The organism is Blautia fusiformis, assembly GCF_020686995.1.
GTDB classification, from domain to species: domain Bacteria; phylum Bacillota; class Clostridia; order Lachnospirales; family Lachnospiraceae; genus Blautia_A; species Blautia_A fusiformis.
In genome coordinates this window covers 87990-104409 of the sequence record NZ_JAJEPT010000014.1, presented here as the reverse complement: position 1 = coordinate 104409, position 16420 = coordinate 87990, and the positions used below count along the sequence as shown (strand labels likewise).

The following is a 16420-nucleotide window of genomic DNA, read 5'->3' as shown; positions in this document are numbered from 1 at the left end:
ATAAATTCGCGCGGTATGTCTCGGGTTTTCTGTGACCTTCGCTCACAAAAAACACCTCGCGGAACATTACCAGTGAAAAGTAACAAGAACAGCAGAGTTTTGAGGATATTATAATCAGAAAATTGTCGTATATAAGTAAAAATGATAGATATATAAAACTTTTTATCCTTGTATGTAGGAAATATAGATGCTATACTGTGTAATACAGAGTATGAACGGGGGTTCGAAAGACCTGACGGGGGGCACAGCTATGATTTATACAGCTTTGACGAAAAAAGCTATGAAGGTGGCATACGAGGCACATCATGGACAGACAGATCGAAGCGGGACACCTTATATCTTTCATCCATTTCATGTAGCAGAGCAAATGGATGATGAACTCAGTGTATGTACGGCACTTCTGCACGATGTGATAGAAGATACAGAGATCACATTTGAGGATCTTACCGGAAAATTTCCGGAAGAGGTTGTGGAGGCATTACGTTGTCTTACAAGAGATAAGAATATGAATTATTTCGATTATATCCGGAATCTTCGGAAAAATCCGATCGCAAAAAAAGTGAAGCAGGCTGATCTGCTCCACAATTCTGATGTAACACGTCTTTCTGACTGCGAAAATATGTCTGCTGAACAGATATCACGGCTGCATGGAAGATATAAACGGGCTTTGGAGATACTTCATGATGCCAGGTGATATTATTTTCGCACAAGTCATTTATTGACCCTTATTCAGCTTTTTCATGCGCATGGTCCACACAAAATATCCGTGACCTCAGATATTATTGTGGATCTTCTTAGCGGAAGTATGGATTTCTTGCATTGATCTCCATGTAGCATTTGATCGCATATTTGATAAATTCTATGATTTTTTTCATTTTGTTTTCCTCCTCTTTTCTTTAACTTACAAATGCATTATAATAAACTCTCGGAAATATTACGTGCCAAAAACACAGAAAAAGTAGTCAAATATTGCGGAGAGAAAAATCTATGTTTCCAGTGTACGAAGAAAAAAAGAAGAATCTCCATATTCATCTGCGGACCTCAGCCCATGCTTCACCCCATCTTCATAACTCCATAGAGTTTATCTATATCACAGAGGGAACTCTGGAGCTTGGTATGGGACAGGAGCTTTATCATATGGAGGAGGGAGATGTCTCTGGATCGGATGGCCAGAGATCTGGGCATCAGCAGGTTCACATTGTCCAGAGTTTTTTCCGGAACCTTTCACCGGAATTTCAATCAGTTTCTCAATGAGCAGCGACTGAATTATGTGACGATCCATCTGGAATGTAGTGATGAAAGTATTACGGATATCTGTATGAATGCGGGATTTGAAAGTCAGAGGACTTTTAACCGGGTATTCCGGGAACGGTACCGGATGACACCAAGAGAATACAGAACATTATATAAGGAAAAATATTTACGAGAGGAACAGACATGATCACAGTAGAACTGGAACATTTCAGCCTTGATAAAATATGCGATTCCGGACAGTGTTTCCGGATGAAAAAGCTTGGAGACGGACATTTTTCCATGGTGGCGGGAGACCAGTATCTGGAAATGCATCAGGAAGACGGAGTGGTGGAATTTTGCTGCTCTCAGGAGGAGTTTATCTGTTACTGGGTGCTTTATTTTGATCTGGATACGGATTATGAAGCTTACATGAATGCGGCTAATCCACGGGATAAATATCTGGGCGCCGCAATAAAAGCAGGAGACGGGATACGGATATTAAGACAGGATCTCTGGGAAATGATCGTTACGTTTCTGATATCTCAGCAGAACAATATCAAGCGTATCCGCAAATGTATCGAAACCATCTGCCGGAAATACGGAGAGCGGAAAATTTCATCTGCAGGTGTGGAATACTACGCTTTTCCGACTGTAGAGGCGCTGAGTCAGGCAACGGAAGAGGAGTTAAGAGGATGCGGTCTGGGATACCGGGCAAAATATATCGCAGTAACGGCCAGGACCATTGCATCCGGCCAGATCTCTCTGGAAAAAATCTATGATATGCGTTACCATCAGGCAAAGAAGGAGCTGATGAAGCTCTGTGGTGTGGGAGAAAAGGTAGCTGAGTGTATCTGCCTGTTTGCACTGCATCATATGGATGCTTTTCCCATAGATACCCACATCCGTCAGGTCATGGACGTGCATTACAAAAGAGGATTTCCCAACCGCAGATACAGAGGAATGCGTGGGATCATGCAGCAGTATATTTTTTACTATGACTTGTACTCATAGACTGCGGATGCTATCATAGGTGAAAATAAAGGAAAAATCCACGGAGGAAAAAGTAATCAGAAAATATTTACTGCGATTGAGACAACCACGTATAAAAAAGAAAGAAAACAGATATTATATCCGGGGCTATAAGGGAACGGAAGTGATCATCCGTACAGATCATGAGATTTTGAAGAGGATTGCCTACAGGCGTACCTGCGTGAAACAAGTCTGCATTCCTGGAAGATATGGAACAGAAACAAAATATATCTATACAAGAAAAGAAAACAGAAGAAGCCGCCCGATCATAGTTCCGGGCATTCCGACCGGGAGAGAAACTGCTATGCCACGTGCCGTGCGGACAGTGCTCCATGCTCTTTCCTATGGCGGGATCGAAGTGGAGGCTTCCAGAAAGCTGGCAGATCTTAAGAAGATGGATCCTATGAGGATCTTTTACAGGACACTGGATGCGGAAGTTTATAACGGAGACTATAAAGTGCCGATCCGTCTGTTTTTTCCAACAGAAGAGGACATGGAAAACGGTGCCGCCTCCGGAAAAAAACCACCGGTGATCCTGTTTTTCCATGGCGGTGGCTGGGTTACGGAAAGTGTAGAGAATTATCAGCGGGTTTGTGCCAGAATGGCACAGTCTACCGGTCAGATCGTGGCGTCTGTTGAATACAGGCTGGCACCGGAATACCGTTTCCCGGTGGGACTGATGGATTGTTATGCAGCTGCGAAGATTTTTTACACCAATCGTTTTCTTCTGAATACGGATCCGGATCGTATCACCATTATGGGAGATAGTGCAGGCGGAAATCTGGCAGCGGCTGTATGTATGATGGCCAGAGACCGCGGAGAATTTTTTCCGAAAAAACAGATCCTTATTTACCCGGCACTGAACAACTGTTATACGGAAGACTCTCCCTTTGAATCCGTAAAAACAAACGGAACCGGCTATCTTCTCACAGCAGAGAAGATGGAAGATTATCTGAAACTCTATGAGAGTTGTTCGGAAGACAGGAGGAATCCATATTTTGCGCCGATCCTGGAGAAGGATCTTCGAAATATGCCGGATACACTGATACTTACCGCTGAGTTCGATCCTCTTCGGGATGAAGGAGAGGCATTTGGTGAAAAGCTGAAGGAAGCGGGAAATCGTGTGGAAGTGCACAGGATCGCAGGTGCGTTTCATGGGTATTTTGCACTGGGAATCAAATTTCTGCATGTGCAGGAGAGCTTTGCATATGTAAATCGTTTTCTGGAAACAGAGGAACAGGAAGAAGGAAAGCATCATGAAGAACGAATATGCACAGTGGAGAAAACTTGACAACGCGGCGCTGGCGTTCCCGGCGGTGACAGGAAAGAATGACACCAGGGTATTTCGTTTTTACTGTGAACTGAAAGAAGAGATAAAAGAAGAAACACTGCAGGAAGCCCTGGAGAGGACACTGGAAAAATATCCTCTTTTCCGTGCAGTTTTAAGAAAGGGACTGTTCTGGTTTTATCTCGAGAGACGTGATATTCCGGCAGTGGTAAAGAAAGAAGCAGGTGCACCCTGCAGCGGACTTTATATTCCGGACAAAAAAACGCTTCTTTTTCGGGTGAGTTACTATAAGAACAGGATCAATTTCGAGGTATTTCATGCGCTGACGGATGGAACGGGAGCCATGCATTTTCTGATGGAGCTGGTGAAAAATTATCTTCAGGAGACGCACCCATCCGCAGAGTTTCCGGAGCTTTTTCCGGATGAGAACATTACGGGCAGGGATATGGAGGAGGACAGCTTTTCTCAGTATTATTCCTCCGATGCGCCAAGAAAGAGAGAGTCCAAGAAGCCTGCCTTCCAGCTAAAAGGTGAGAAGCTCAGGCAGGAAGATATGAGTATTACGGAAGTCTGTATTCCGGTAAAAGAGATCCACGCCCGTGCAAAAGCGGCCGGTGTGTCGATCACGGTTTTTCTTACGGCAGCGCTTATCTGGGCGATCCATGAAGAAGTGCCTCAGAATCAGGCGAAAAAGCCCATTGGTCTGATGATCCCGGTAAATTTGAGAAATTATTTTCCATCCCGGTCTATGGCAAATTTTTTCGGATGGATTGAGATCAGCTGTTATTTTCAGTCTGATACAGCCTTTGAGGATATTTTGAAATCCGTAAAGGAGCAGTTTGCAAAGGAACTGAGTAAGGACGTGATCGAAGCAAAGCTGAATGATCTGGTAAGCCTGGAGAAGAATCCGATCCTGCGTCTGGTACCACTGGAGATCAAAACCCCGTTTCTTCTTGCCGGGACAACTCTGGGAGGAAGGTCAATCACGGCGATCTATTCCAATGTGGGGATCATCCGGATGCCGGAGGAATATCGGAAATATATTCAGAGATTCGGACTTTTTGCAAGCACGGATAGTCTGCAGCTGTGTTCCTGTTCTTTTGGAGATGAGATGGTTTTAAGTTTTACGTCCAAGATCCCCAATGGAAATATTGAGCGGAATTTTGTGGAGAGACTGAAAAATGAGCAGGTGTCCTGTACAATTCGGGAGAATGATCTTCCGGGACAGAAAGAGGAGCAGAAGCAGCAGATGAAGCTTTTTGAAAGCTTTACGTTTCTGTGTATTGTGCTGGCTGTGGTATGCAATCTGATCGATTATCTGCTGGATGGTCATATAGGCTGGGCCTGGTTTGTGACTGCAGGGGCGTTCTGCACCTGGCTGATGGTTTCAGTGGCTTATGTGAAGCGGAGGAATCTTCTGAAGAATGAGATGTGGCAGCTGGTGATCGCAGCTGTTGCAGGAGTGCTTTGGGATGTGTTTACCGGCTGGCGTGGCTGGTCTGTGGATTATCTGCTTCCTCTGGCTGCGCTTGCTGTGATCTGCTCCATGTGGGTGATCACTGCGGTACAGAAGCTGGAGGTGGCGGAGTATATGATCTATCTTCTGGAAGCAGGAGCTTTCGGAGGAGTGATTCCTGTGATCCTGTTGGCTGCCGGTGTGGTGACGGTGCTGTATCCGTCGCTGATCTGCATATGCGTCAGTTTCCTGATGCTGGTATGGCTGTTTCTGTTTAAGAGGAAAGATATGGTGCGGGAGATGCAGAAGAAGTTCCGGGCATAGAAAATAAAAACAACCGTCGATCTGCAGAGGATTTTTTGAACGCAGATCGCGAAGCGACTGCGTTCATGAGCAAGTAGCGAAGCGGATTGCGAATGTCCGCTTTACGATCTGTCTGCAGACCGGCGGTTTTTTAATCAAATCCAGGAAATCTCCTGCAGGGTTGCGAAAAGCAATAAGCAGTGGGTGGAAACTTGTCCGGTGTTCTAAGATCAGAATCCGAAATCTTCATAGTCCTCCGGTGTAAACTTATGATAGATCATATGCTCACCCTCCAGGGACAGACAATACCGGTAGTCATCTGGGATCCCGTCTTCGAAATATACAAGATAATCAAATCCGGTTCCGGTTGTTTTTTCCACGTGTACATGGTCGGAATAAGCATGAAAAACGTCCATCACTTCATCCAGAGTACAGCCATGACGGGCAACTGTGCCTATAAAGCGTACCAGAAATTCACTTGGCTTTCGGTTTTCGTGAACGTAGTCCGAGGCCTGAGGCGGCAGGGTGATGCAGAAACGTCCGTTTTTGGAAGAAGCCGTTACTTTTCCAAGACGGTCACAGGCATAATCTGAGAATTCTTCCATTGCATGCTGCATTTCTTCTTCCGTAAGCTCTGTGCCAAGAAGGCGGTTCAGAGACTGCAGCGGATAATAAAAACGGGTGACTCCGCTCATGTATCCGATCTTTACCTGTTGTTCCTGGATCATGTCCAGGAGATTATTTTCCAGTTTTTTGAAATTCATTATGTTTTTCCTTTCCGGGGTCTGAAGGTTTATTGAACTGCATACATTCAAATCCCATTTTTTTCGCAGATATCATTGAGACAGCAGCGGTCACAGTAAGGTTTTGTCCGCGCTGTACAGACTTCTCTTCCATGATTGACAAGACGGTGGCAGAGATCATTGCCTTCTTCCGGAGGGATGATCTTCCAGAGAGCCATTTCCACCTTTTTCGGATCCTTCATGTCATGGACAAGGCCGATGCGGTTGGAAAGGCGGATACAGTGAGTATCTGTTACAATGGCAGGCCTGCCGAATACGTCACCCATGATCAGGTTTGCGCTTTTTCGGCCCACACCGGGAAGCTTCAGAAGTGCGTTAAAGTCTTCTGGTACCTTGTCGTGATACTGTTCGTGGAGAATGCGCATACAGGCGCTGATATCCCGGGCTTTGCTTTTTCCAAGGCCGCAGGGACGTACAATGGCTTCGATCGCTTCCGGCTCTGCAGCTGCCAGGGCTGCCACATCCGGGTATTTTGCATAGAGATCCTGAACTACTACATTGACCCGGGCATCGGTACACTGAGCTGCCAGACGGACACTTACAAGAAGCTTCCAGGCATCATCATAATCCAGTGTACAGTCTGCATCAGGATATTCCTTTTTTAAACGGCTGATAACTTCATAGGCCAGTTCCTGTGTTGTCATTTGTATATGAACCATCCTTTCAATTTCGGTTATATTACTGAACTACTACAGCCAGGATGATACCACAGCATTCGGAGAATTACAAGGTGGACAGGAGTACGGAAGCAGTGTTTGGCATTCGGAAATTTTATCGGCAGAGCAATGTGGGGAATCCCCCCCAGGGGCTTGTTAATACCCTGACAATTTGGTACATTAAACGTGACCTGTGGGGGACCTGATTTCCCTCACGTGAATAGAAAAGTGCGGAGGAATCAACGTGGAAAAACTTCTCGATGAAATCGAATCTTACTGGAGCACCCGTACAGAAGGGTACTCCGAAGTGAATCATAAAGAGCTTGCGGGAACGCAGAAAAACGCATGGCTTAAGGTACTGACCAGTCAGTTTCCGGACAAGCCCAAGGAAGAGATCCGTATCCTGGATATCGGAACAGGTCCCGGATTTTTTCCTGTGATCCTGGCAGAAGCCGGATATCATGTAGATGCAGTAGATTATACGGAAGGAATGCTGGAAAAGGCAAAGGAAAATGCGGGAGACCTTTGCCGGAACATCCGTTTTTGGAGGATGGATGCACAGAAGCTGGATTTTGAGGATAATACCTTTGACGTGGTCATTTCACGAAATCTTACCTGGAATCTGGAGCATCCTGATGTTGCCTACAGGGAGTGGGTCCGTGTACTGAAGGCAGGAGGAAGGCTTCTGAATTTTGATGCCAACTGGTACGGCTATCTTTATGAGGAAGAACAGCGTAAGGCCTACGAAAACGACCGGAAAAATGTGGAAAACAACAGCCTGGATGATCACTATCTCTGTACAGATATTGAGCGCATGGAACGGATTGCCCTCCAGGTACCGCTGTCAAAGATCAGCCGTCCCCGTTGGGACGTAAAAACTCTCAGAGAAGCAGGACTTCTTGGAATCCGCACAGACACAGAAATATGGAAAACGGTCTGGAGTGAGGAAGAGAGACTGAATTATCAGTCCACACCAATGTTTATGGTAACCGGTGTGAAACCGGATCATTTCCTGAATCTTCCGGTTGCGGCAGGAGAAAAAACAGAAGGATTTCTTGAGCTCGGAGATGGAGAATTTACTCTTCCGGCAACCATTATCCGTGGAAAAAATCCGGGAAAAACCGTCCTTGTCACAGCTGGACTTCATGCAGGAGAATATGTGGGGATCCAGACCCTGATCGAGCTGTCAAAAAAACTGAATCCGGAAAAAGTTAACGGACAGCTGGTTCTGGTAAAAGTGCTGAACAGGCAAGACTTTGAGAAGCGAGCAGGCAGCATCAGCTGGGAAGACGGAAAAAATCTGAACCGTGTTTTCCCTGGCAAAAAAGATGGCACAAGAATGGAGCGCCTGGCAGCAGCCATCACAGAATCCCTGATCAAAAAAGCAGATTATTATATCGACCTTCACGGCGGTGACGATTACGAGGAACTGACTCCGTATGTATATTTTGCAGGCGTTGCAAAGCCGGAGATTGTGGAAGCCTCCCGAAAAATGGCAGAGCAGGTTGATGTCCCATATATGGTACAGTCAAATGTAAGCACAGGCGGCGCCTACAATTACGCGGCAAGTACCTGTGACATTCCGGCAGTCCTTCTGGAACGTGGCTGCATGGGAACCTGGGAGCGTGAAGAAGTAGACTCCATGCGCCGCGATGTGCGAAACATTCTCTGCAGCATTGGAGCTTACAACGGAATCCGTTCTCACAGCACCTACTATCCGCTGAAAATGGATGATGTCCGATATCAGTGCGCCAGTGTCAACGGTCTCTGGTACCCGGTCAAGAAACCAGGCGATATCGTTCATCAGGATGAGTATCTCGGAGAGATCCGTGATTATGAGGGAAATGTCCAGGAAATCTGTCGTGCAGACATGGATGGTGTGATCCTTTATCAGGTATCAAGCCTTCAGGTTGTGGAAGGCGGCCCTGTGATCACCTACGGAAATATCGTAAGAGAAAAAGATGAGCGGAAAACAAGGATCGCTCAGTACTGGACCAGGCGCAGCGACAGCTTTCTGGAACAGAGAAGAGCAGAGCTTCACAGTGCACTTGCAGGCCGCTGGATGGCTGAGCTTAAGAAGTATCTGCCGGAGAAAAAGAATCTCAGGATCCTGGATGTAGGCTGCGGAACCGGATTTTTTACCATTCTTCTTGCAAAGGAGGGCCATCAGGTAATCGGGATCGATCTGACGCCGGATATGATCACTCATGCAAAGGAGCTGGCTGAGGAAGAAAAAGCAGACTGCCGGTTTATGGTGATGGATGCAGAAGCTCCGGATTTTCCGGATGAGGAATTTGATGTGATCGTATCCCGAAACCTTACCTGGACACTGCCGGATGCGGAACACGCTTACCAGGAATGGTTCCGTGTGCTGAAATCTGGCGGAGTGATGATCAACCTGGACGCTAACTATGGAGCAGCAGATTTTGCGGATACTGCAGATCTTCCGGAAAATCATGCCCATCATCAGATCCAGGATGAACTAATGCAGGAGTGCGAGGATATCAAGCGTCAGCTTCCGATCAGTTCTTTCCTGCGCCCGGCCTGGGATCTGGAAACACTGGGACGCATGGGCGTGGAAGAATTTTCCTTTGACCTTGGAATCAGTAAGCGTATTTATATCGAAAAAGATGAGTTTTACAATTCGACCCCGATGTTTTTGATCTTTGCAAAGAAACAGGGGTAAGGTTATGCTGAATATCAAACAGATCCAGTATTTTGCGGCCTGCGCAAAAACAGGTTCTTTCAGCCAGGCCGCAGAGCTGCTTTTTACTACCCAGTCCAATGTAAGCAAGGTGATCCGTTCCATGGAAGACGATATGCGTACCCAGCTGTTTGTCCGTCATGCAAAGGGCATAGAGCTGACACCGGAAGGAGAGCGTGCATTTATCCATGTGCAGAGGATCCTGGAAAATATAGATGAACTGGAAATGCAGGCACAGCCACTTGCAAAAAGCAGCCTGTGTGTATGCTTTCATCCCAGCTCCTGGTTTGCGGATACCTTCGTAACGTATTATGAAGCACATAAGTGCGATGATCTTCATTATCAGGTTTACGCAGCAGACACCCATGAGATCATAAAACGTGTGAAAGCCAGACAGGATGATATGGGATTCGCCTATGTGATGCAGAATCAGCTGGCAGCGTTCCAGTATTTTCTTTCCCGGAATTACCTGGAATTTGAGCAGCTGACGGAAACCGAGGTAAATATTTATACCGGGAAAGGGAAAGCAGATACAGCAGATGAGGGAGATTTTAATATGTCCCAGCTCAGGCTGATCCAGAGATTTCCCGATGAATTTTCCCCGGATAATTACCGGAACCTTGTAGAGGAAAACGGTCATTCCGCAGTGGAGGCAGAGACTGTAGTCGTAACAAACAGTGATTATATCGTGGAACGTCTTCTTGGCTCCGGAGAGCTGTGTAATATCAGTGGTGCGGATCTTTCCGGCCGTGATCCGGGATATTCCTCCGTGAAATATACATTTCCGGGAGAAGGCCAGAAACTTGTTTACGGGTGCATCTGTCGGAGAGGTGAAGAGCTCAGTGAACAGGGAAAGGATTTTCTGGGATTCGTGAAGGAAAGGCTTCAGATTTCCGGGAAGTGATAAAAGAATAAAGCAAAAGACCAGACGGGATTTTTCTGCACGGGACACAGGCTCCTGATACAGAAAAGTCCCGTTTTTTATATGGAATACATATCCATGCAAAACCCGACTGTCCAATATCCCCGTACCGGGGTTGTCCGAAATCTGTTAAATGATAAAATAATATCAGCAGCACACTCCGCGTGCTGTATATAAAAACACTGTGATGCACATAACCTCCGCGCACTCCTATTTGTGCATACAAATGTTTTGTCGAATAATAACACGACCCTTTCAAAAGCAGTTATGATTTTGGATGTCATAACTGCTTTTGAAATATGAACACAAATCGTGGAGTGATTTGTGTTCATGAGAATGCAGCAGGGCGGAATGCGAATGTCTGTCTGAACTGTAAAGGGCAGTGGGAAAGGAAAATTATGAACAAAGAAAATAAACTCGTCATCCGGATCCTGAAACGGATCCTTCTGCTTGCTGTGGTTATGTTTCTGCTGTCTGTGGTGGTGTTTTGGCTGGCGAGACTGGCACCGGGAGATCCCCTGCAGTCCTTTTACGGAGATTCCCTGGAAATGATGACCAGTGAGGAAGTGGCTGCGGCCAGAACGAGACTAGGACTGGATCAGGGAATCGGGGTACAGTATGTAAGGTGGTTTACCAATGTAGCCCATGGTGATTTCGGATTGTCGCTGAAATACAGGCAGCCGGTTATGAATGTGATCAGACCGCTGATCGGAAATACTCTGGTGCTGGGAGGAATTGCTTATATTGTGATCTTTATACTGGCAGTTCTGATCGCCATATTCTGTACGCTCCATGAGGATCAGTGGATCGACCGGCTGATCTGCAAGATCGGAACAGCAGCCTATTATGTGCCGGCTTTCTGGCTTGGTGTGGTACTGATCCTGATCTTCAGTGTAAATCTTGGATGGTTCCCAAGCAGCGGTGCCTATGATGTAGGAATGTCAGATAGTATCGGCAATCGTATGAAGCATATGATCCTTCCGCTGGTAGTAATGATCTTCAGCCATCTCTGGTATTACGCATATATGATACGCAACAAATTCCTGGATGAGGTGCGGAAGGATTATGTACTTCTTGCCAGATCCAAGGGATTTTCCAAAAGAAAGATCCTGTGGAAGCATTGTCTTCGAAATGTAATGCCGACGATCGTGAGTATCATGGCAGTTTCGGTACCCCATGTAACCGGTGGGACTGTAACTGTGGAGGCTGTTTTCAATTATGCGGGAATTGGAAACCTTGCAGTGGAATCTGCAAAATATCATGATTATAATCTGCTGATGATCGATGTGCTGATCACGGGATTTATCGTATTTTTAAGCAGCTTTGTTGCACAGACTGTCAATGAAGAGATCGATCCAAGAATGAAGGATTCGGAGGTGAGGGTATGGTAGCTGACCGGAAGCTTTCAGAAGCTGAGCTTTTTCAGGTAGTTGGTGCCGGGTGGAAGCAGCATGAATCTGAAAAACGGAAAAAAACATTTCGGGAAAGGCTGAAGGGGAAACCGGTATTTTCCCTGTTCCTGCTTTTTCTGATCGTTTTGGGCTGTGTATTTGCGAATGTTGTGGCAAATCATGATCCCTCAGGTTTTTATCTTCAGAATCTGAATACACCGCCGGGAAAAGAATTTATCTTTGGAACGGATTCGCTTGGAAGAGATATTTATTCACTGATCTGGTATGGCGGAAGGGTTTCTCTGGTGATCGGACTTCTGGGTGCGGCGATCATTACCCTGGTTGGTGTTACCTACGGATGCATCAGCGGAACAGCAGGTCCAAAGGTGGATTCGGTTATGATGCGCTTTACGGAAATGTGCGGAAGTATTCCGACCCTTCTGCTGATCCTGATCCTGTCTGCGGTTATTCAGGCCAATGATGTGATCAGCATATCTGTGATCATCGGCATTACCGGGTGGTTTGCACTGGCACGTATTGTAAGAAGTGAAGTGCGGCAGATAAGGAACAGTGATTATGTGATGTATGCAAGACTTTGCGGAGGAAGTTTTGGATATGTGATGTATCACCATCTGATACCGAATTTTGTTTCGGCGATCATGTTTGTGGTGATCTCTTCGATAAGCAGCTGTATTACCATGGAATCTACTTTAAGCTTTCTTGGCCTTGGGCTTCCGGCAGATGTAGTTTCCTGGGGAAGTATGCTCTCGCTGGCAAATAAAGCACTGATCATGAATACCTGGTGGGTGATCGTGATCCCGGGAGTTTTTCTGGTCATTACTTTAATGTGCATTACCAGTATGGGAAGCTTTGTGAGAAGTGAGGTAAATAATCATTACAGCAATCTCTGATGCAGTCAGAAAAAATATTTGGACGCAAACCGTGATAAAACATTCCGAAGTGTGGATAACCGGTTTGAAAATAAGGAAAGATGAGGAAAACAGAATGAAAAAGAGAACAGGAAACAACTATGGAAGAAAATATGCGGCGATAACACTGGCAGCAGTGACCGCAGCATGTACAGGAGCAACTGCAGGCAGTGTGGTAACCGTAGCTGCGGCAGAAGAAAACAAAACTCTGGTATATGCAGGTGAGTCAGAAAGTACGATCAATCCCCTTCTGAATAACCATGATGAGCTTCCGGATCTTATTTTTTCAGGACTGATGAAATATGATGCCAATGGAAAGCCGGTAGAGGATCTTGCAGAGAGCTATACCTTTGACAAGGATACCAATACCTATACTTTTAAGCTTCGAGATGGTGTTAAGTGGCATGATGGAGAAGATTTCAATGCAGAGGATGTTGTATACACCTATAAGGAGCTTACAGAGGATGAAACTCTGGGAGCCAGCATCACCAGCAATTACCAGGACATTACAGGTATTGAGGCACCGGATGATCAGACTGTGATCTTTACACTGGATCAGTATGATGCTGCCATGCTGGATTACTTTACCATGGGAATCCTTCCTGAGCATCTTCTGGAAGGAGAGGATGTGAATACTACATCCTTTAATCAGAATCCGGTGGGAACAGGCCGTTATAAATTTGAAGACTGGGATGCTACCGGCGGAATGATCACACTGAAACGAAATGAAGATTATTACGGAAAGGTTCCGAATATTGAAACCGTTGTATACCGTACAGTATCGGATGAGACTGCAAAGGCAACCATGCTCCAGTCCGGCGAGGCGGATCTTGCATGGCTGAATTCCAACTATGCTTCTCAGTTCAAGGATAAGGACGGATATAATTACTGGGAGTTCACCACAGCAGATTACCGTGGAGCTGCCATGGATATGAGCACAGATTTCTGGAAGGAAAACGGAGATTCCATCGGCGTTCTGAATTATGCGCTGGATAAGGATTCCATTATTGCAGGTGTTCTTGCAGGACAGGGAGAGGCGGCATACAGCCCGATCCAGAGAAATCCTCTCGGAACAGATAAGGAAGCTAATATCTACTCCTATGATCTGGATACCTTTGCAAAGAAGATGGAAGAGCTGGGATGGAAAAAAGGTGATGATGGGATCTATGAGAGGAACGGACAGAAATTCCACTTTACCATCCAGGTACGTGATTACGAAGAAGAGCGTGTGGATATTGCCAATGTCATGTCTGATATGCTGAAGCAGGCTGGCGTGGAAATGGAAGTAAAGCTTGTTACCAAATTTGACTGGGATGCAGGATACAATGGATTCCTTGCAGGTTATTCAACACAGTTTGACCCGGATATGGCATATGTAAACTTTGTAACCGACGCAAGTGGAAATAACATGCATTATTCCAATGCAGATGTGGACAAATATCTTGAGGAAGGCCGTCACGGTGAGACTGAGGAAGCCAGAAAAGAGGCTTACAGTGAATTCGAAAAGGCATACGCCGAGGCACCTGGAATCCTTCTGGTTGCTTATCTCCAGGGAGATTATGTAGGCGTTTCCGGACTTGACGGACTGGATACCACACGTGTTCTGGGACATCATTCCGTAGGTGTTATGTGGAATATTGAAGACTGGACCATTACAAAATAAGGAAAAGATCATGCAGGAAACCGTTTTGGAATTAAAAAACTATTCGGTAAGCTTTGACACACCGGACGGCGAGGTACAGGCCGTCCGGAATGTTGATCTCACGGTAAAAAAAGGAGAGATACTTTGTATCGTAGGTGAGTCCGGATGTGGAAAAACCGTTATGTGCCGTAGTGTGATGAAGCTTCTGCCACCGAATGCACATGTAAAAAGCGGAGAGATCAGTCTCTGCGGAGAGAATATCACAGCTTATAAGAGAAAAAAAATGGAAAAGCTGTGCGGAAGTAAGGTAAGCATGGTGTTCCAGGACCCTATGCTGACGCTGAATCCAACGATTCCTGTTGGCAAACAGATCACAGAGGCTATCATCAAAAATCAGAAAGTATCCAGGGATGAGGCCAGAAAAAAAGCTGTGGAAATGCTGAAGCTGGTAGGAATTCCGGATGCAGAACAGCGCTATGGCCTGCAGCCTCATTTTTTTTCCGGTGGAATGCGTCAGCGTTGTGTTCTGGCTATTGCACTGGCCTGTGATCCGGAAATATTATTTGCCGATGAGGCGACTACAGCACTGGATGCAACCGTGGAAGCAAAGATTCTGGATCTGCTTCTTGAGCTGAGAGAAAAAACAGGGATCAGTATTGTGTTCATATCTCATGATCTTGGAGCTGTTGCAAGGATCGCAGACAGAGTTGCAGTTATGTATGCAGGAAAGATCATTGAGATCGGGACAGCGGAAGAGGTTTATTATGATCCCCGGCATCCTTATACCTGGGGACTTTTGTCTTCTCTGCCTGTATTTGCAGGTGAAAAAGGGGAGCTGAATCCGATCCCCGGAATGCCGCCCTCTCTTTTGGATCCTCCGCCGGGAGATGCGTTTGCCGTTCGAAATCCCCAGGCGCTGGCAATCGATTATGAACAGACTCCTCCGATGTTTAAAGTCAGTGATACGCATTATGCAGCCACATGGCTTCTGGATGAAAGAGCTCCAAAAATAGAAATGCCCTCCATTTTGAAGGACAGATTACAGGAAAACAGCGGCCGTAAACAGAAACCGGATAAAAAGGAAGCGTCATTTTTACAGAAAACAGAACAGAAACAGGCGCCTGTACTGATCGAAGCCAGAAATCTGAAGCAGCATTTCCGTATCCGTTCCGATTATACGATCCATGCAGTGGATGATGTTTCCTTCAGTATCCGGGAAGGTGAGATCATGGCGCTGGTGGGTGAGACCGGCTGCGGGAAATCCACGACAGCCAGAACGCTTGCAGGAATCTACCGGCCTACAGGCGGGGAGATCTTTTATCAGGGAGAAAGAGTGCCGGATAAAAAGGATCCTTTCGGAATGCGGAAGAAAATGCAGACTGAGATCCAGATGATCTTTCAGGATTCGGGCGCTGCACTGAATCCCCGAATGAGCATACGGCAGATCATGCTGGAGCCTGTAAAGATCAGCCGCAGGATCCGTGACAGAGAAATGCTGGAAAACAGGCTTCGGGAAATCCTGAAGGAGACAGGACTGGATGAAAGCATTCTGTCGAAAAAGCCGGGAGAGCTTTCCGGCGGACAGAGACAGAGAGTTGCCATAGGAAGAAGCCTTCTCATGGAACCACGTCTTATCATTGCGGATGAACCGATCGCATCGTTGGATATTTCTATCCAGGCACAGATCGTCATGCTTTTTAAAAAGCTTCAGCAGGAAAAAAGATTTTCTTTTCTTTTTATTGCCCATGATCTGTCAATGGTACGTTTTTTAAGCGATACAACAGGTGTGATGAAAAACGGAAAGCTGGTAGAAATGGCACCTACAAAAGAGCTTTTTGAGAATCCGCAGCATCCTTATACACAGTCCCTGCTTTCTGCGATCCATATCCCGGATCCGCTGGAAGAGAGAAAACGAAGGCTGATCGAGTATGAAGAGCTACAGTCGCTTGGAGAGGGCTGGAAAGAATTATCCGCATGTCACTGTGTGAGAATATAAGAGCATAATGGAATACATATGTATGACAAAATGGAATGTGAAAAATCCCCCCGCCGGGGTTGTGGCAG

General features: G+C 46.1%; 14 protein-coding genes. 12 read left to right on the top strand and 2 right to left on the bottom strand.

What is annotated here, in order from left to right; all coding sequences use genetic code 11:
* The first annotated feature begins 250 nt into the window (after positions 1-250).
* The 6 genes from LKD46_RS12660 (at position 251) to LKD46_RS12640 (ending at position 5330) form a co-directional block, all read left to right on the top strand.
* Complete coding sequence (locus tag LKD46_RS12660; protein ID WP_227574202.1) at positions 251-694, top strand: HD domain-containing protein; 444 nt, start codon at positions 251-253, stop codon at positions 692-694.
* A 293-nt stretch (positions 695-987) separates the two neighbouring features.
* Positions 988-1254 (top strand): cupin domain-containing protein, encoded by a 267-nt coding sequence (locus tag LKD46_RS16920; protein WP_330612735.1) that lies wholly within the window; start codon positions 988-990, stop codon positions 1252-1254.
* On the top strand, positions 1151-1441 hold the full coding sequence (locus LKD46_RS16915) for a helix-turn-helix transcriptional regulator (protein ID WP_330575552.1): 291 nt from the start codon (positions 1151-1153) through the stop codon (positions 1439-1441). The genes LKD46_RS16920 and LKD46_RS16915 overlap by 104 nt, the downstream gene beginning before the upstream one ends.
* Positions 1438-2244 (top strand): DNA-3-methyladenine glycosylase family protein, encoded by an 807-nt coding sequence (locus LKD46_RS12650; protein ID WP_118514104.1) that lies wholly within the window; start codon positions 1438-1440, stop codon positions 2242-2244. The genes LKD46_RS16915 and LKD46_RS12650 overlap by 4 nt, the downstream gene beginning before the upstream one ends.
* Before the next feature lie 76 nt (positions 2245-2320).
* Positions 2321-3553, top strand: coding sequence for an alpha/beta hydrolase (locus LKD46_RS12645; protein ID WP_331465974.1), 1233 nt, complete (start codon positions 2321-2323; stop codon positions 3551-3553).
* On the top strand, positions 3519-5330 hold the full coding sequence (locus LKD46_RS12640; protein WP_227574201.1) for a DUF6320 domain-containing protein: 1812 nt from the start codon (positions 3519-3521) through the stop codon (positions 5328-5330). Before LKD46_RS12645 ends, LKD46_RS12640 begins: the two co-directional genes overlap by 35 nt.
* Positions 5331-5539: 209 nt before the next feature.
* Here the strand turns inward: LKD46_RS12640 and LKD46_RS12635 are convergent, their stop codons facing one another.
* Together LKD46_RS12635 and LKD46_RS12630 are read right to left on the bottom strand one after the other, a co-directional pair.
* Positions 5540-6073 carry a DUF3877 family protein gene (locus LKD46_RS12635; RefSeq protein ID WP_118514100.1) on the bottom strand — a complete coding sequence of 178 codons (534 nt, stop codon included), beginning with the start codon at positions 6071-6073 and terminating at the stop codon, positions 5540-5542.
* 47 nt (positions 6074-6120) lie between these two features.
* A complete protein-coding gene (locus LKD46_RS12630; protein ID WP_138276663.1) occupies positions 6121-6756 on the bottom strand; it encodes an endonuclease III domain-containing protein in 636 nt (211 codons plus the stop codon).
* A gap of 256 nt (positions 6757-7012) precedes the next feature.
* Here LKD46_RS12630 and LKD46_RS12625 point away from each other — a divergent pair, with 256 nt between their 5' ends.
* From LKD46_RS12625 to LKD46_RS16605, 6 genes are all read left to right on the top strand, one after another.
* Positions 7013-9454, top strand: coding sequence for a methyltransferase domain-containing protein (locus tag LKD46_RS12625; RefSeq protein WP_227574200.1), 2442 nt, complete (start codon positions 7013-7015; stop codon positions 9452-9454).
* A 4-nt stretch (positions 9455-9458) separates the two neighbouring features.
* On the top strand, positions 9459-10376 hold the full coding sequence (locus LKD46_RS12620) for a LysR family transcriptional regulator (protein WP_227574199.1): 918 nt from the start codon (positions 9459-9461) through the stop codon (positions 10374-10376).
* Between the two features lie 416 nt (positions 10377-10792).
* Entirely contained in the window at positions 10793-11785 is a 993-nt protein-coding gene (locus LKD46_RS12615) for an ABC transporter permease (RefSeq protein ID WP_227574198.1), read from the top strand.
* Positions 11779-12696 (top strand): ABC transporter permease, encoded by a 918-nt coding sequence (locus LKD46_RS12610; protein ID WP_227574197.1) that lies wholly within the window; start codon positions 11779-11781, stop codon positions 12694-12696. Before LKD46_RS12615 ends, LKD46_RS12610 begins: the two co-directional genes overlap by 7 nt.
* 94 nt (positions 12697-12790) lie before the next feature.
* Positions 12791-14377 carry an ABC transporter substrate-binding protein gene (locus tag LKD46_RS12605; RefSeq protein WP_227574196.1) on the top strand — a complete coding sequence of 529 codons (1587 nt, stop codon included), beginning with the start codon at positions 12791-12793 and terminating at the stop codon, positions 14375-14377.
* A 25-nt stretch (positions 14378-14402) separates the two neighbouring features.
* Entirely contained in the window at positions 14403-16352 is a 1950-nt protein-coding gene (locus LKD46_RS16605; RefSeq protein ID WP_270485909.1) for a dipeptide ABC transporter ATP-binding protein, read from the top strand.
* Positions 16353-16420 lie beyond the last annotated feature (68 nt).